This is a genomic window from Tropicimonas aquimaris (genome assembly GCF_042676185.1).
GTDB lineage: Bacteria > Pseudomonadota > Alphaproteobacteria > Rhodobacterales > Rhodobacteraceae > Tropicimonas > Tropicimonas aquimaris.
Map to the genome: position 1 here is coordinate 166,758 of NZ_JBHTJT010000060.1, position 15,870 is coordinate 182,627.

The 15,870-nt window shown below is 66.1% G+C and carries 17 protein-coding genes and 1 pseudogene; 9 read left to right on the forward strand and 9 right to left on the reverse strand.

Annotated elements, in window-relative coordinates; genetic code table 11:
* Nucleotides 1-19 precede the first annotated feature (19 nt).
* Together ACFQ2S_RS24020 and ACFQ2S_RS24025 are read right to left on the reverse strand one after the other, a co-directional pair.
* On the reverse strand, nucleotides 20-445 hold the full coding sequence (locus ACFQ2S_RS24020; protein ID WP_386079068.1) for a DUF4345 domain-containing protein: 426 nt from the start codon (nucleotides 443-445) through the stop codon (nucleotides 20-22).
* Nucleotides 446-479: 34 nt separating this feature from the next.
* Nucleotides 480-1,307, reverse strand: coding sequence for an NAD(P)H-binding protein (locus ACFQ2S_RS24025; protein WP_386079071.1), 828 nt, complete (start codon nucleotides 1,305-1,307; stop codon nucleotides 480-482).
* Between the two features lie 235 nt (nucleotides 1,308-1,542).
* Between ACFQ2S_RS24025 and ACFQ2S_RS24030 the strand changes: the two genes are divergently transcribed.
* A complete protein-coding gene (locus ACFQ2S_RS24030) occupies nucleotides 1,543-2,583 on the forward strand; it encodes an ABC transporter ATP-binding protein (RefSeq protein WP_386079073.1) in 1,041 nt (346 codons plus the stop codon).
* Between the two features lie 66 nt (nucleotides 2,584-2,649).
* On the forward strand, nucleotides 2,650-3,105 hold the full coding sequence (locus ACFQ2S_RS24035) for an HD domain-containing protein (protein ID WP_386079379.1): 456 nt from the start codon (nucleotides 2,650-2,652) through the stop codon (nucleotides 3,103-3,105).
* A gap of 51 nt (nucleotides 3,106-3,156) precedes the next feature.
* Here ACFQ2S_RS24035 and ACFQ2S_RS24040 read toward each other — a convergent pair.
* The 6 genes and pseudogenes from ACFQ2S_RS24040 to ACFQ2S_RS24065 form a co-directional block, all read right to left on the reverse strand.
* Nucleotides 3,157-4,782, reverse strand: a pseudogene (locus ACFQ2S_RS24040) (ABC transporter permease); the annotation flags it as partial.
* Between the two features lie 40 nt (nucleotides 4,783-4,822).
* A complete protein-coding gene (locus ACFQ2S_RS24045) occupies nucleotides 4,823-5,800 on the reverse strand; it encodes an ABC transporter substrate-binding protein (protein WP_386079075.1) in 978 nt (325 codons plus the stop codon).
* A 193-nt stretch (nucleotides 5,801-5,993) separates the two neighbouring features.
* Nucleotides 5,994-7,058 (reverse strand): dipeptidase, encoded by a 1,065-nt coding sequence (locus ACFQ2S_RS24050; protein WP_386079078.1) that lies wholly within the window; start codon nucleotides 7,056-7,058, stop codon nucleotides 5,994-5,996.
* A gap of 273 nt (nucleotides 7,059-7,331) precedes the next feature.
* A complete protein-coding gene (locus ACFQ2S_RS24055) occupies nucleotides 7,332-8,312 on the reverse strand; it encodes an aldo/keto reductase (protein ID WP_386079081.1) in 981 nt (326 codons plus the stop codon).
* A gap of 91 nt (nucleotides 8,313-8,403) precedes the next feature.
* On the reverse strand, nucleotides 8,404-8,646 hold the full coding sequence (locus ACFQ2S_RS24060; protein ID WP_386079083.1) for a hypothetical protein: 243 nt from the start codon (nucleotides 8,644-8,646) through the stop codon (nucleotides 8,404-8,406).
* A gap of 201 nt (nucleotides 8,647-8,847) precedes the next feature.
* A complete protein-coding gene (locus ACFQ2S_RS24065; protein ID WP_386079085.1) occupies nucleotides 8,848-9,927 on the reverse strand; it encodes a TIM barrel protein in 1,080 nt (359 codons plus the stop codon).
* A gap of 432 nt (nucleotides 9,928-10,359) precedes the next feature.
* Between ACFQ2S_RS24065 and ACFQ2S_RS24070 the strand changes: the two genes are divergently transcribed.
* The 3 genes from ACFQ2S_RS24070 (at nucleotide 10,360) to ACFQ2S_RS24080 (ending at nucleotide 12,905) form a co-directional block, all read left to right on the forward strand.
* The gene (locus ACFQ2S_RS24070; protein ID WP_386079087.1) at nucleotides 10,360-11,433 is read left to right on the forward strand and encodes a LacI family DNA-binding transcriptional regulator; all 1,074 of its coding nucleotides are present in this window, start codon (nucleotides 10,360-10,362) and stop codon (nucleotides 11,431-11,433) included.
* Between the two features lie 734 nt (nucleotides 11,434-12,167).
* A complete protein-coding gene (locus tag ACFQ2S_RS24075; RefSeq protein ID WP_386079089.1) occupies nucleotides 12,168-12,407 on the forward strand; it encodes a hypothetical protein in 240 nt (79 codons plus the stop codon).
* Nucleotides 12,408-12,671: 264 nt separating this feature from the next.
* Nucleotides 12,672-12,905, forward strand: coding sequence for a hypothetical protein (locus tag ACFQ2S_RS24080; RefSeq protein ID WP_386079092.1), 234 nt, complete (start codon nucleotides 12,672-12,674; stop codon nucleotides 12,903-12,905).
* Here ACFQ2S_RS24080 and ACFQ2S_RS24085 read toward each other — a convergent pair.
* Entirely contained in the window at nucleotides 12,889-13,704 is an 816-nt protein-coding gene (locus tag ACFQ2S_RS24085) for a hypothetical protein (protein ID WP_386079095.1), read from the reverse strand. The genes ACFQ2S_RS24080 and ACFQ2S_RS24085 overlap by 17 nt on opposite strands.
* Nucleotides 13,705-14,037: 333 nt before the next feature.
* Between ACFQ2S_RS24085 and ACFQ2S_RS24090 the strand changes: the two genes are divergently transcribed.
* Genes ACFQ2S_RS24090 through ACFQ2S_RS24105 form a run of 4 tightly spaced genes read left to right on the forward strand, consistent with a single transcriptional unit; the run spans nucleotide 14,038 to nucleotide 15,860 of the window.
* On the forward strand, nucleotides 14,038-14,160 hold the full coding sequence (locus ACFQ2S_RS24090; RefSeq protein WP_386079097.1) for a hypothetical protein: 123 nt from the start codon (nucleotides 14,038-14,040) through the stop codon (nucleotides 14,158-14,160).
* Entirely contained in the window at nucleotides 14,153-14,476 is a 324-nt protein-coding gene (locus tag ACFQ2S_RS24095; RefSeq protein ID WP_386079100.1) for an iron chelate uptake ABC transporter family permease subunit, read from the forward strand. The genes ACFQ2S_RS24090 and ACFQ2S_RS24095 overlap by 8 nt, the downstream gene beginning before the upstream one ends.
* The gene (locus tag ACFQ2S_RS24100) at nucleotides 14,458-15,096 is read left to right on the forward strand and encodes an iron chelate uptake ABC transporter family permease subunit (RefSeq protein ID WP_386079103.1); all 639 of its coding nucleotides are present in this window, start codon (nucleotides 14,458-14,460) and stop codon (nucleotides 15,094-15,096) included. Before ACFQ2S_RS24095 ends, ACFQ2S_RS24100 begins: the two co-directional genes overlap by 19 nt.
* Nucleotides 15,093-15,860 carry an iron ABC transporter ATP-binding protein gene (locus tag ACFQ2S_RS24105; RefSeq protein WP_386079106.1) on the forward strand — a complete coding sequence of 256 codons (768 nt, stop codon included), beginning with the start codon at nucleotides 15,093-15,095 and terminating at the stop codon, nucleotides 15,858-15,860. Before ACFQ2S_RS24100 ends, ACFQ2S_RS24105 begins: the two co-directional genes overlap by 4 nt.
* The last annotated feature ends 10 nt before the right edge of the window (nucleotides 15,861-15,870 follow it).

Here is a 15,870-nt window from a genome sequence, read left to right on the forward strand (position 1 = left end):
CCGCCGCAAGCGTGACGGTTCAGGCGGCCGGATAGCCTTGGCCCTGCCTCTCGGGCGCGCGGAGCCTGTGGCGAAAGGCGACCAGGCAAAGGGCGGCGATGGCCAGTTCGACGACCAGCGCGCCAAGGATGCCGCCGGAGGGCATGCCGTCGGCCACGATCCCGAAGAGTCGCCCGGCCGGAAAGGCCAGGAAGACGGTCAGCGCCACGATCATCGAAACCCGGCTCAGCGTGCCCCGGACGATCCCGGCCAGCATGAGCGCTCCGAAGGCGGCGAGGCCAGCGGCCGGGGCGCGCAGCTCGCTCAGCAGGCTGGCGTCGTTGCCCAGAGCGATACCGTAGCTCGCGTAGAAGGCATGCGGCGCGGCGAGAATGAAGCCACCGATGGCGAGAGCCGTGACGCCGGAAATGCCAAGGGCAGCCTTTTCAAGTCGGGTAAGGGTCATGGGATGTCCTTTCGGTATCGAGGTCGTTTGACGGTCAGGCGGCCACCGGCCATGCGCCGGCCTGTGCGGCGGCTCTGGCGAAATCCGCGAAATCGCGCGGCGGCCGGCCAAGGGCGCGCTCGACACCGTCGCTCAGGTTGGCGTTGCGCCCGTCCAGCGTCTCGCGCGCGATCGCGGTGAAGACGTCGGCCACGAAGTCTCCGCCTGTCGCCGCGATCCCGGCGTGGAAATCCTCGAACGTGATCGGGACATGCCGGATCGGCCGGCTGGTGGCGGCGGACAGCTCGGCAGCCATGTCGGCGAAGGTCAGGAGCCGCGGCCCTGTCACCTCGTAGAGTTCGCCCCGGTGCCCCTCTTCGGTCAGCGCCGCCACCACCACATCGGCAATGTCGTCGATGTCGATGATCGGCTCCGCGACGTCGCCCCCCGGCATCGGCAGCACGCCGGAGAGGATCGGCTCCCGCAGGTAGCCCTCGGAAAAGTTCTGCGCGAACCAGGCCGAGCGGACGATGGTGAAATCCACGCCCGAGTTGCGCACGACCTCCTCGCCCAGTCGCGCGTGATGCTCCCCGCGACCGGACAGCAGGACAAGGTGCTCGACGCCCGCGGTCTTTGCAGCGGCGCAGAGCGCCTCGAGCTTCTCGACCGCACCGGGAAAGGCCAGATCGGGGAAATAGGTGACATAGGCCGACCGGACGCCCTCCAGAGCGGGGCCCCAGGTTTCCGGCGCGTCCCAGTCGAAGGGCGTGTCGGAGCTGCGGGAGCCGCGGCGAACCGAAAGGCCCTTCGCCTCCAGTCGGGCGATGACGCGCGCGCCGGTCTTGCCGGTGGCGCCGATGACGAGGATGGGTTTGACGTGCATGGGTGTGCTCCCTGGTTTTGCGTGATGACCAAGGGATAGCCGCCCAGAAGCGCCGGGGTATTGACCGAACCTGCCAGGGTTTTGACCGGAAATGCCTTGCTGGCTGGCCCGGGCCGTTGGTCGGTCCACAGGACTGCCGGCACCGTCCGCATCGCAGCCGTCACGAAACGGTTACACGGCTGCCCGAAGAAAGCCCGCAAACCAGAATGACGAAAGATGCGGGAGCAGACGGGACATGGCAGGCGGGATCGAGGTGGGTGCGGTTGGTAAGGATTTCGCGGGGCTCGCCGCCGTCGACAACGTGACCTTCGATGTCGACCCGCAGGAATTGTTCGTCATCGTCGGCGAATCCGGTTGCGGGAAGAGCACGCTTCTGCGGCTGATCGCCGGGCTCGAAGCACCGGACCGCGGCGAGATCCGGCTGCACGGCGAACTGGTGGCCAACGGGTCGACCATGGTCCCGCCGGAAGAACGGGGAACCGGGTTCGTCTTTCAATCCTACGCGCTCTGGCCCCACCTGTCGGTCAGGAACAACGTCGCCTTTCCGCTCGAAGCCGGCGGGATGGGGCGCAAGGCGGCGGCGCGGGCCGTGGAGCCGCATCTCGCCACTGTCTCGCTGCAGGACTACGCCGACCGCAAGCCGGAGGCGCTCTCGGGCGGGCAACGCCAACGGGTGGCGCTGGCGCGGTGCCTGGCCGGCGGCGCCCGCACGATCCTGATGGACGAGCCGCTGGCCAACCTGGACCCGCACCTGCGCGCGACCATGGAGCGGGAGTTGTTGGCCTTTCACCGGTCCTCCGGCGCGACGACGATCTACATCACCCACGATCAGCGCGAGGCCATGGCGCTGGCCGACCGGATGGCGGTCATGCGGGCCGGCCGGTTTCTTCAGGTCGGCACCCCCCAGGAGATCTACGAACGCCCCGTTTCGCCGGAGGTGGCGGGCTTCATCGGCCATGGCGCGGTCGTGCCGCTGCGCTATGCAGATGGCATGGCCGAACTCGCCAGCGCCCGTTTCCCGGCGGAGGCCGCCCCCGGCCAACCCGCCGGCCCGGCCCGCGCCCTGCTGCGCCCCGAGGCCATCGAGATCCTGCCCGATGCGACGCCCGGCGGGCTTGCCGGCACCGTCCGCAGCGTTTTCTATCGGGGCGGCACCTGGGAAGCGGAGCTGCAGATCGCCGATAGCGTGGTGCTGACGATCTCCCACGGCGCGCCGCTTCACCCCGGGCAGCCGGTGTCTGTTCGCATTCGCCGCGCCTGGATTTTGCCGCAGTAGGCCATGCGACGGCCCGAAGACCATTTCGATGCCGGTTTCGACCGGCTGGCACATATCCGCAAGGTCATGCAGACCGCCCGAAGCATCGAGGCACGGCTGCCCTTTGGCGGCCGGCTCGTGATCGCGGCCGCCTATCACGACCTCGGCTATGCGCCGGACCTTGCAACCACCGGCTTTCACCCGGTCGACGGCGCGCTGGTCGCCCGCTCCGACGGCCTCGACGACGGGATCGTGGAGGCCGTGCTGCACCATTCCGGCGCACGGGCGCTGGCCCAGCGGACGCGACCGGAGCTGATGCCCCATTACGGCCCGGAATGCCGGATGATGCGCAGCGCGCTCAGCCGGGCACTCACCTTCTGCGACACCCATTCCGGCCCGCGCGGCGAGACATTCACCCTGTCCGAACGGATCGCGGAGATCCGTCAGCGTCACGCCGGCAATACGCCGCTTCTTGCGTCGCTGGACCAGCACCTTTCGGACTACGAGGCGCTCGAGGCCGAGTTCCTGCCGCTCCTGCGCTGACCGCAAGATCCGCCAGGGCACGACGCCCGGCGGGGCGCGTCGGCCCAACTGGTCGAGCAGGACCATGAGCAGGATCGTGGCCAGGACCGTCACCGAAGACATCGCGGCCGCGAGCGTGGTGTAGCCGCCGTCCTCGTAGTTGTAGATCGTGGTGCCGATGGTCTCGTTGCCCGTGGACCAGAGCAGGGCCGAGACCGTGACCTCGTTGTACGCCGTCAGAAAGACCAGGATCGCGCCAGAGGCCGCGGCCGGGGCGATCAGCGGGAGGAAGATGCGCCACATCCGGAACATGTAGCGCCCGCCAGCGATCCGCGCCGCCTCATCCAGCGCCGGGTCGAGCTGGAAGTAGGCCGCGCTGACCGGCTTCAACGCGATCGAGAAGAAGGCGCAGAGATAGGCAAGGAAGATGATGCCGAGCGTGTTGTAGAGAGAGACGCCAAGCACCGGCAGCGGCTTGATGAAAGCGAGGATGAAGGCGATGGAGATCACCAGCCCGGGGATCGCATAGGTCATCTCCGCCAGCGTCGCCAGGCTGACGGCGGTGCGCCGCACGGGCCGGCGACGGGAGCACATGAAGCGAGCGAGGAAGACACAGCCGATGGCGATGACCCCGGCCGCCGCCGCTGCGGTCAGCGTGGAGTTCAGAAAGGCCCGCGCGGTGACCGACTGGCGAAACAGGATCTCGGTGAAGTTGTCGAGGGTGATCGTCTCGGCATTGAGCGGAAGGCCATAGGTCCGCACCAGCGCCGTCGCCACGAGTGCCGTCATCGGCAGCACCAGCGTCGCCGCGACCAGCCCCGCCAGGGCTCCCTCGGCCCAGGGTCGCGCAGGGCCGAGCGCCAGGTGGAGCGGTGGCTGCGGCGGCCCGATCAGCGTCGCACGGCTGCGAACCAGCAGCGCCATCTGCGCCAGGATCACCACGACAGCCAGCAGCGCGAGCAGGGCCGCGATCACCGCCACGTCGGTCAGCACACTCGGTCCGAAGCTCGCCAGCCGCTGCCAGATCAGCACCGGCAGCGTAATGTAGCGCGCCGGGATGCCGAGCAGCGACTGGATGCCGAAATTGCCGAGCGCCGAGACGAAGGCCAGCGCCCAGGCGGCGATCAGCGTCGGCGCGAGCAGCGGCAGCAGGATCCGACGCAGCAGCCGGACAGGCCTCGCGCCCGCAATCCGCGCCGCGTCGCTCATCTCGCGCGGCAGCGTCCGCAGCGCCGCCAGCACCACGAGAAAGACCAGCGGCGTGTGCTGCACCCCAAGAAGGAATATCATGCCGCCCGGCGAATAGAGCGGATGTGTGCTGCCCAGTTCCGGCGCCATCCCGAGGCTGCGCAGGATCGGCGAGGACGGCCCCATCGCCTGGATCCAGGCAATCGCCGTGACGTGCGGTGGGATCATCATCGGAATCAGCAGCAGGAAGGTGAAAGCCCCCTTCCACCGGATGTCCGTCAACCCCATGACAAGGGCGATCGCCGTGCCCGCGACAAGCGACAGGCAGGCGGACAGCGTCGCCGTTACCAGCGAATGCCCAAGCGCGCGGAGCACCGAACGGGACGCCAGCGCCTCGCCCAGCGGCGCCAGCGACAGGCCCTCCTCTCCGGTCAGGCCGACGCGGGCCAGCAGGCCGAGCGGAAAGACGAACAGCGCCAGCGCCAGAAACGTCACAGCGGCAAGGGTCATCCCCTCGCCGCTGCGCAGGTATTTCGTCAGTCGCAAGGTGTCAGCCGCCGAAGATCTCGGTGAACTTCATCTTGTTGGCCTGATCCTCGGCCAGCGCCCGGGCCGGATCGAAGTCGAGCAGTTTGATATCGGTCAGCGCCGGGAACCCTTCGGGCGGGGTGACGCCCGGATGCGCCGGCAGATAGCCCATGTCGGCGGCAAGCTGCTGGCCTTCCTCGGAGATCAGGAAGTCGACAAAGGCCTTGGCCGCGTCGGGGTTCTGGGCCGTCGAGAGGATCGCGACGGGCTCGGTCACCGCCGAGACGCCTTCCTCGGGGAAGACGAACTGGACCGGCGCGCCGTTGGCGATCTCGCGGATCGGCAGGAAGTCCACGACGAAGCCGTAGAGCTTCTCGCCGCCGGCCACCGCCTTGTAGGTGCCGCCGTTGCCGCCTTCGGGGACTGCGCCCTGGTCGGCGAGACCTTCGTAGAAGCTCCACCCCAGATCGGGATTGGACGTGATCGCCGCCATGTGGATCGTCGCGGCGCCGGAGGTCAGCGGCGAGGGCATCGCCAGCTTGTCCTTCGCCTCGGCCTTGAGCAGGTCCTTGTAGGAGGTCGGCACCATCTCGGCGCCGGTATTGTAGACGATGCCGGTCGTAATGAGCTTGGTCGAGAAGTAATGACCCTCGTCGTCCATCAGCGCGGCGTCGTAGGCCGAGGTGTCGGCCTCCGGGTAGGCCATCAGCCGGCCCTCGGCCTCGAGGCCCTCCATCGTGACCATGTCGGCGATGAGCAGCACGTCGGGCTGCGGTGCTCCGGCCTCGAACTCGGCGCGCAGCTTGGCCATGACCTTTGTGGTGCCGTCCCGGATCCACTCGACCTCGACCTCGGGATACTTCGCCTGGAACGCATCGACGGTTTGCTGGGCATCGGCATTCGGCTGGGACGTGTAAAGAACGAGCTTGCCGGAGACATCGGCGGCGAGGGCGGAGGTGGAAAGAAGGGCGGCGGCGATCGCCGGGAGGATAAGACGCATGGGAAACCCCGTGGATGGATTGCTGTCCCGCCGCGCTAACAGAGGCGTGTGACAGTTTTTCAACGCATCAGGGGCTTGCACGGCGAAATCGGCCGCAGGGCTCAGGGCTGGTGACAGCTTGGGCAACGCGGCACCTCGTCCGGGGAGGCCGCGCCTGCGCTGCAACACGGGAGGTGAGCCGGCAAGCCCGGTCTCAGCCCCAGACGCGGTCGAGGCAGGACAGCCAATTCTCTCGGGCCAGCTTCCGCAACAGCGCGTCGTCGTATCCATGCGCCGCCATCGCCTCGAAGAGCGCGGGTACGCCGGTGACGTCTCCGATCACGTCGGGCACGACACAGCCGTCGAAATCCGAACCGAGGCCCACGTGATCCTCGCCCAGCTGGTCGATAAGGTGATCGAGGTGCCGCAGCATCGCCTCCCAACCGCCATCGGCGGCAGTGCTGCCGTCGGCATTCAGGAAGAAGGTCGCAAAATTGAGTCCCACCATGCCGCCCCGCTCGCGGATCATGTGGAGTTGCCGGTCGGTGAGGTTGCGGGGCGACGGGCAGAGCGCGTGGGCGTTGGAATGGGTCGCGACCAGCGGCGCGCTGGAAAGGGCGGCCACATTGTCGAAACCGGCCTCGTTGAGATGCGACAGGTCGATCAGGATGCCGAGGGCGTCGCACAGCCGGACGAGGTCCTTGCCCTTTTCGGTAAGCCCCGGCCCGGTGTCCGGCGTTCCGGGAAAGGCCATCGGGACCCCGTGGCCAAAGATCGTCGGGCGGCTCCAGACCGGACCGAGCGAACGCAGCCCCATCTCGTAGAAGAGGTAGAGCGCGTCGAGGTCAGGGCCGATCGTCTCGGCACCCTCCATGTGCATCACCCCGGCGATTGCGCCGGTGCCCATGGCGTCGCGGATCTCGCGCACTGAGCGGCAGACCCGGAAATCCTCCAGCGCAGCGCGCTGCATCCAGTGGAGCAACCCGGCCATTGTCATGGCGTCGGGCTGCGCGGTGGCGTGATCCATCTGGGGCGGCAGCGGCACCTCGAACGGGGGATTTGCCATCGTCGCCCGGAGATCGGACAGCGATCCGCTCGCGCGCGGCGGCACGAAGATCGCGAACAGCCCGCCCGCAAAGCCCGCCGCCTTCATCCGCGCCAGGTCCAGATGCCCTGCCCCGCCGGTTCCGAGCCAGACATCTTCCCTCGGCCCCGGCGCATTCATCAGGCGCAGGAGGAAATCGTTGTGACCATCGAAGAAGGGGAGAGGCGCGGTCATGGTAACTCCTGGTCGGGCACGGGACTGGGTGTGCTCGGTCATCCCGGGCCTTGCGCATCGGAAACACGCGTGCCGCGCGGGGGGCGCCGAGCGCTGACCCTGTTCCTAACCCGGAAAACGGACGGCATGCCAGAGAGGCGAGGACCTTTGGGCAGGCTTTCATCCGGAAGAGATCTCCCTGAAAACGAATGGTCGCGGCCTCGCACAGGAGACCGCGACCACGGCAGAGAGGACGGGCGTGCCTGTCGCCCGATCAAGCCCGAAGAAGGGATCTTACCGGGTTCTGCCCTTGCCCCACATGTCGATATCGGTTCCCAGCTCGGTCTTGAGCCGGTCGGACGCGTCGCTCAGGCTCTTGAGCACGGCCTCGTCGAGGGTGACATCGAGCAACTTCTTCAGCCCACGGCTCTGCGCGCCGTTGCGGGTTCCGACGATGACGCCGCCGACGGCCGGGCGACTCTTCAGCCAGCCGATCGCCAGTTCCTCCATGCTCAGGCCGGTCTCGTCCACCAGCTTCCAGAGTGCGTCCAGAAGTTCCTGCCCCGCCTCTTCGGCGCCTTCCTCCTTGTGCACGACCTCCGCCCATTTGCGATGGTCGAACATCCGGGTCCGGGCGCGGTCCACCGGGAAATCCTGCAGCGACTTGTACTTGCCGGCCAGCAGCCCCTGCATCAACGAGGAATAGCACATGATCGGCACGCCGGCGGCCTCGCACTTCGGCTGGACCTCGAACTCGATGGCGCGGAAGAACAGGTGGTAGGGAAGCTGGTTGACCGAGATCTCGCCGAGCGCCGTAGCCTCGTCGAGATCGAGGCTGCCGAAGTTCGACACGCCGTACCAGCGGATCTTGCCGTCTTCCTTGAGCTTCTTCAGCGCGCCGATGCTGTCGGCCAGCGGCACGTCGCGGTTGGGCCAGTGCAGCATGTAGAGGTCGATGTAATCCGAACCGAGGTTCTGCAGGCTGCGGTCGCAGGCGGCGATGATGTCGCCGGGCGCGAGGTTCTCGCGCGCCACCTTGGAGGAGATCACCAGCTCGGACCGCTTGTCGCCCAGGGCACGCCCGAGGAGTTGCTCCGAATAGCCGTTGCCATAGGCCTCGGCGGTGTCGAAGAAGTTGATCCCGACGTTGAAGGCTTCCTGCAGAGCCTCGATGGAATCCTGTTCCTCCTGGGCGCCGAAGGCCCCCGCGCCGCCCATGCAGCCATAGACAATGGCGCTGGTTTCGAGATCGGTGTTGCCGAATTTGCGGTTCATAGTGCTTGCCTCGCTTTGTGTGTTCGGGGTGCCATGCGGATTACCAGCTCCACAGGGTTCCATCTTCCAGACGGGTCACCGGCAGATAGGATCAGTTGTAGGGATACTTCGCCGCGGCGTCCGCGTCGAAGCCGACGACCGGCCTTGCGCTGTCGCCGACATGAAACATGCCCTCCTTGACCGACATGTCATAGGAGAACACCTGGTTCGACGCTTCGGTTCCAAATTCGACGTATTCCCGGATGCCGAAGTTCGGCGCCCGGATATCGACATGAGCCCGCGCCGCCAAACAGATGGGCGACAGGTCGGATGCAGCGTGCGGCCGATCAGGCATGGCGCGAAGCTTTCCTGAATACAGGCCGCAGCTGCAATGTCGCGTCCGTGGACGGTCGCGTCGCCAAAGCCGCAATTGGCGCATTCGGTCGCGTCATTGACTGTCACGAAGTCCGGCCCGTGCAGCTGGATCGCCCCTGACATCGGAAAAGGTCAGATCACTTTCGGTTTTCATAGGCTTCGTCTCCGCTCCTCTGCCTCGTCACGTATAGATCTCGGCGACCAACACCTTGAGGTGGGCGATGTCCTTGCGCAGGAAGGGAAGGATCTCGTCGCCCATGCGCTGGCCGGTTCGCCCGGCCAGTTGACTGTACTCGGCAGGGATGCAGAAGGCGCCGGCAAAGCCCACGCCATGCAACGCTCCCACCAGGTCGCGCCAGTTATAGCCGCCGTGATCATGGGTCGTCCAATGCACCACATACTCGGCCTCCATCTCCGGCCCGTTCGCGCGCAGATGGCAGGCGCTCTTGAAGTTCACCAGCCCGTTCAGATGTGGGCGGGCAATATCCACAGCGATGCAGACCGGCTCTCCGTCGACCGCGCAATGGGCCATGTCCAGCACGGCGCAGACCTGCTTCGGGTCGTAGCCTGACAGCAGATGCGCGAGGCCCAAGGCGCTCCCGACGTGCTCGCCATAGTGGTTCTGCACGCCGATCGCGACGCCGGTCCGCTCCAGAACGGGGAGAGGCGCGTCGAAGCGGCGCCGGTGGTGGTCGATGGAGGCGAGGTAGCCCGCCTCCATGTCTATCGGCGCGCAGAGCCGGATGATGCCCACGCCGGCAGCGCCGCAGGCTTCGATGGTCGCCTCGTCAGGATCGCTGGCGATGCTGGCCGTCTTCAGCCCATGTTCCGCCAGCAGCCTGACCGCCCCCGGAAGGTCGGCGTTCACGTTTTCCGGCTCCACCTGGTAGCCGGGGCGCACAGCAAGTTCGACGCCGCCGAACCCAAGGCCCGCCAGCTTGCCCGCCAGCTCCGGCAGGGGTTCCATCCAGGGCTTGGTGAAAACAATAATCAACGGTTTTTCCACCAACTCAGACTTTCTCTCGTGTGGTGTGGTTGGGCCTCGATCGACCGAGCCGCCCTTCAGACCGGTGGTCGCGATCCCGTCGATCAGCTTCCTCTGGAAAACGAAGAAGGGGATGAACATCGGAACCAGCGACAAAAGGGACATTGCCAGCATCGGCCCACAGAAACTCGCTCCGCGCGCGACCTGCAACAGGCTTAGCCTTTGTGGAGCGACATTGTTCTCGATCGAGGCCGGATAGATCAGCGGCGTCAGCACCGGAATCGACAATTCCGTTGAAGCGAGTTCGCGTCTTGCCCTGAGCCATTGCACCCTTCTACGGGACCGTCAGCGCCAAGCCTCCCATGACGGCCACGCCTTGTTCCAGATCGTTCCAGCGTGATCGACTTGCGGCCATTTCATCCTCCCTGAAAGCGACCACGCACGAGGCCGGCAGTGCGAAATACAGCGATTCGGGAAACTCCTTCGACAAGATTAGTAAAACGTTACACTTAAGTCGACCCCAACTTCAAAGGCGACCTCAGGTATCGGGAGCCAAAACATTAACTCAAAAGGACAAAAAAATTTGGCAGCTTCGCACATATATTGGTGTACCGTATTACCAATCACAAGCCGTCCGATGGACGCCTACGGCCGATGGCTGGAAGCTGCCTCACACCCGGTTTGGGCAGAATGGACGAGAGAACGACGATGGCAGGGATCAAGGACGTAGCAGCAAGGGCCGGCGTGTCCGTCAGCACGGTATCCAACGTGATCAACGGCAGGCACTCCAAGATGCGGGCCCAGACCCTGCAGCGTGTGCAGGAAGCCATCTCCGAACTCCAGTACACGCCCAGCGCCGTCGCCCGGCAGCTCCAATCGGGGCAGATCAGAACGCTGGGCCTTGTCGTTCCCTCCGTGGCCAACCCTTTCTGGGGAAATGTTTCGCAGCTGATCGAGAAAGAAGCGCAAAAGCGGGGATACCAGGTTATGATCTGCAACGCCGAGCGCGATCCGAGACTGGAGGCCCAGTATCTCAGTTCGCTCTATGGCTCATCGATCCGGGGAGTCATCCTCGGCTCATCGCCACTGTCGCTTGGACACCTGTCGGAGCAGATCGGCAAGGACATGCGCATTGCCGCCTTCGATCGTAGAACCCCCGCCGGCAACGCCATGATCTCCTGTTCCGTCAGTGTCGACCAGGATCTCGGAGCGCGCCTTGCGACGCGACACCTGATCGGACTGGGGCACACGCGAATCGGGTTCATCTCCGGCCCCATCGGCACCTCGAGCCGGACGGGCCGCCTGGCGGGTATGCGCGCGGAGATGGAACGGTCGGGACTCGATGTCGACGAAAGCCTGATCTGGCTCGCCCCCGACGTTGCAGGATTCGGCGACAGCCATGCGGCCGAACTCGGCCGGATCGGGATCCGCCAACTGCTCACCCTGGACGAGCCGCCGACGGCGGTTTTCAGCGTCAACGACATGTACGCGATCGGCGCGCTCTCCGGGGCGCGCGAACTCGGCTACCGGGTGCCCGAAGACCTCTCCGTCGTGGGGTTCGACGACATCTACCTCGCCAAGGTCATGCACCCTCCCCTCACCACCATCCGCCAACCCGCCGACCTGATGTCCGAAATGGTGGTGAGCCGCCTCATCGACCAGCTGGAAGGCACGGACGAGATCGCGGAGCCGCATGTCGTCCTACGGCCGGATCTCGTCGTGCGGTCATCGACCACCTCCCCCGCAGGCGCCACCCGCTCCCATCCAAGGTTGCGGACCTAGTGAGCGAAACCAGCGAGTTATCGGGGAGGAAGAGCCCCGCATGAGTGCCGGACACGCGGTGTCACCCGCCCCGAAGTCGCTGTTCCGATCCCGGAAACGACGCGCACCCGCATATGCCCCAAGCGCGTGATGGAGGCCGCCGCGGCCCTTGCTCTGCCATGTTGCACGCGGCTCCGGCGACGGAGGGAAGCGTTTCTTTCGTGCCCCATGCTGGAGACTAGGTAAAACCGCTCGGGGTGCTCGACGCGCTCGAGGACGGACACGTTCGGGTCAGCCCCCCCGTGATCGCCCATTTGGTCGCCAAGTTTCACCCTCGCCCAGATGATGGCCCTCCTGCACCAGTAGTGAGAACTGGATACGGGCCCGCGCGACGGAATGCCCTGACTCCACCGGCGCGACGACGCCCTCGGCCGATCACCGGGCGCGCAGGAGGTGGGAACCGTTGGCCTAGAATGTGTTCGCCGGCCCGTGCTCGATCTGCTCCCCGCGGGCGCCCCCAGGTCAACACGGTGCGCACCGGTCTGATCGAGCCGGACGCCATGATCGCGGCCCCTTGAACCGGGTGCATCTTTGCCAAACTGAACACGTTCGACATCGAGCCCCTGCCGTAGGCGGAACGGGGCCATCGAGAAGGACGGCCGGGGCGACAGGACATTCGTCGCGAAGTGGCCGCCACGCGCGCCTTAAAGGTACGCCGTCCGCCGCGGTCAGAACGAGTCAGAAGGAAAAGAGCGGTGACCTTGGCCTCAGTCGAATTGTCCAACCTCAAGAGTTCCCTTGGAACGATCGACGCCGCCCACGAGGACGACCTGCGGATCGAGGACGACGACTTCGTTGCGCTGGCCCTCCGTACGGCTGCTGGAGTTTCCACCACTGCACTCATCTCAGGGCCGGAGTTGCATCCGACGGCCAGATCCGGATCGGCGGCCAGATCGAACAGGCCGGCCGTCCGATCGATCTTCATAACCATCTAGGCAAACCGTTCGATGCCGGCTTCATCGGGCCCCAGACGATGAACCTGATCGACATCGCGATCACCCGGACCGACGCTGGCCTGACAGCGCCGTTCGCCTGCAGCCGGTACGTGCCGTTGGAGGCCGAGCATAAACTCCAGGAAAACCTGAGGAACGTGATCGGGATGGGCGCGGTGCCTTTCGCAACTGACGCCCCAGGTGCGCCGATCTCGGGCGAGACCACGCTTGCCGTAGTCATGCCCCCATATCCGCCTGACGTTCCGCATGGCCGGCAGCACCGTGACCGAGGGCGCAGATGGCGGGCTGGACATCGGCGTCGTCCAGATGCTGACCGTCCCCAACGACCTCGAAGAGATCCGCGCGTTCGAGGCGGAGCTCCGGCCGCCGGTGCTGCGTCGAGTTTCGGCAAACCTCCGGCTTGCGCATCCTCCCGGCGCCCGAGGTCATCCCCAGTCTTCCTCTTCTGGACGCCGCCTGACATTCAGGGCAGCGACTTGATGAGGCTCAGAACGGCGGGGTTCGGACCCTCGACTTTGAAAGGTGTGACGGAGCAAACTCCGTCGCCCTCCGAAACGCCGTCAAAAAATTGGCAAGTGAGCGGAAGCTCGCAAGCCGCGCGGCCTCGGCCACTGTCACCCCGTCCCGTTCGAGGGAGGCACGGGCGAGTGTCTCGCACGTAATGCTGCACGCTGCAGCCGTGGGCGGCGCAAAACATCCGCCGCATTTTCGACAGGCTGACATTGCCGATCCGGGAAATCTCTGACAGTTCGGACAGATCTCCCTGCCCCGCCTCGATGAACTGCTCCATGCGCTCCAGCTTGCGACTGTCGTCACGGCTCATCCCCGCGCGGCACCCAGCCCGACCTGCAAACTGGGCGCATGTGCTGCAGATCAACCGCAACGCCAGCGCCTCGACCTCGAGACGCGCCAGCGGCGTGTCCTCGGGCATCAGGCGGATCAGCCGCTCCAGCATCCGGACATCTTCCGGATGCACGCTCCCGCAGTTCCGCCGAAGGGACGGCTCCGTCCCGTCGGCCAAAGCTCCAAGGCCGTTCTCGCGAAGCCAGGCATGCGACATCTCCACGTTGACCCCCCGCACACGGTCGCCCGCGCTGCCGCAGCGGCGAAACGCCATCGGGTCGTTGGCCGCGCTCATGACCATCCGAACCGGCTCTCCCGCCCCCCGCCCGAGATCGAGCGCCTCCCCGCCGCGCGACGGCCGAACTTGGCCTTCCAGCACGAAGTGCAGCATCACCCCCGCCGCCCGCACCCCGCGCACCTCGAACGGTGCCCGCACCCTGACATCCTGCGCGGATAGCGACAGCCCCTCCCGCAGCACCCGCTTGATGTAGTGCCCGTCCAGCGCGGCGAAATCCGGCTGCCAATCGCATCGAATCGCTCACCGCAGCGGCCGCTGCGATGGCCCCCGTGTTCCATGCAATCGCCATCCGGCATCGCTAACCCCTCGAATATTTCGTTGCAGAAAGGCACCTTGGGCTGGCTCCGGCGATGCTTTGACCTTCTGGCAAAGACATCTGGCGCGCCTGCAAAGGCCGCCCACTGGCTCCGTGCGATCTCTGCACGGTAAATACCTGTCTAATTTAGTCAACTACAAGGCGGGACAGAGATCATGAGAGCACGAAGAGCCTTGCTGCTCGGCGCTTCCACGCTGGTTGCCACGGCCGGTTGGGCACAGGAACCCGAAGAGGCCTACTTCCTCTGGCTCCTGCTGGGGAGGCCCGCCCGTGCCTGAGCGCCGCCTGATGTTGCTCGCAGCCCTGCTGACCGCCGCGAGCGCGTTCTTTCTGTTCTGGGAGCTAAAGGGGCCGGTCGGCTTCGTCCTGGAGCTTCGCGCAATCAAGCTCGCCGCGCTTCTGGTGGTCGGAGTGGCCCTTGGCACCAGCACCGCCGTCTTTCAGACCATCACCGGCAACCGTATCCTGACGCCCGCGATCATGGGGTTCGACGCGCTTTTCCTGCTGATACAGACAGTGCTCGTGTTCCTGCTCGGCGGCATCGGCTACGCCACGCATCCGGGCGGGGGAAGTTCTTGCTGGAGACGCTGGTGATGACGGGCGCGGCGATGCTGCTATTCAACCTCCTGTTGGGCCGCGGTCGGCAGGACATGCATCGCATGTTGCTGGTGGGCGTGATCTTCAGCGTGCTTTTCCGCTCCCTCACCTCCTTCCTGCAACGCATCATCGATCCGTCCGAGTTCGCGGTGGTGCAGGGCGCGATGTTCGCGAGTTTCGGCGCGGTCGAGCCACTGCAACTCGCCATAACGGGAGCCGTCACCGTGCTGGCGCTTGCCGTGCTGTGGCGGATCGCCGGGGAGCTCGACGTCGTCGCACTCGGGCGCAATGCGGCGATCGGGCTCGGTCTGCCCTTCGACCGGCTGGTGCTGGGCCTCCTGGCGCTTGTCGCCGCGCTGGTCTCCGTCTCGACCGCGCTTGTCGGGCCGATCACCTTTCTCGGCCTGCTGGTGGCAGCGCTGGCACACGGGATCATGCGCACCCACCGCCACGCACTTCTCCTGCCCGCAGCCGGAATGCTTGCCGCGCTGGTCCTCGTGGCGGGCCAGTCGCTCTTCGAACGTGTGCTGAGGATGCAATCCACCCTCTCCGTGATCGTGGAATTCCTCGGCGGCCTGTTCTTCCTCTACCTCGTACTCAGGGGACGCATCCGATGATTTCCATCCGCAACGTCAGCCACCGCATCGGCCAGACGCAGATCCTGCGGGACGTCTCCGTCGAGATCCCCGACACCGGCATCACCGCCCTGATCGGACCAAACGGCGCGGGCAAGTCGACACTTCTGAATCTCGTTGCGCGGCTGCTGCCGCTCCAGACCGGGCGGATCGAGGTCGATGGACAGGACTTCGTCCGAACGTCCTCGCCAGACCTCGCCCTCAAGCTCGCCATCGTCGCACAGCAGCTGGGCGTGGCGTCGCGGCTGCGGGTGCGCGACCTCGTGGGCTTCGGCCGCTGGCCGCATCACCGCGGCCGTCCCGGCCCCGAGGACGAGGCCGCCGTAGGCGAGGCGATCGCATCCTTCGACCTCGGCGCCCTTCAGCACAGGTTTCTTGACGAGTTGTCCGGTGGCCAGCAGCAGCGCGCCTTCGTCGCCATGGGGTTTGCGCAGGGGACCGACTGGCTCCTGCTCGACGAACCATTCAACAACCTAGACATGTTCCACGCGCGCGCCCTCATGGCCCGCGTTCACGCGCTGAGCCGGCCCGAGGCGCCCCGCCCCCGACGCGTCGTCATGGTCGTCCACGAGATCAACTACGCCGCTGCCTGGGCCGATCACATCATAGCCCTCAAGGATGGCGCGATCGCTGCCTGCGGGGCGCCGACGGAGGTTCTGACAAACCCGGTGCTTTCGGCGCTCTTCGGGATGGAGATCCAGGTCGAGGAATTGCACGGCCGCCCCCTCATCCTGCACCACATCTGAGCCGCTCCGG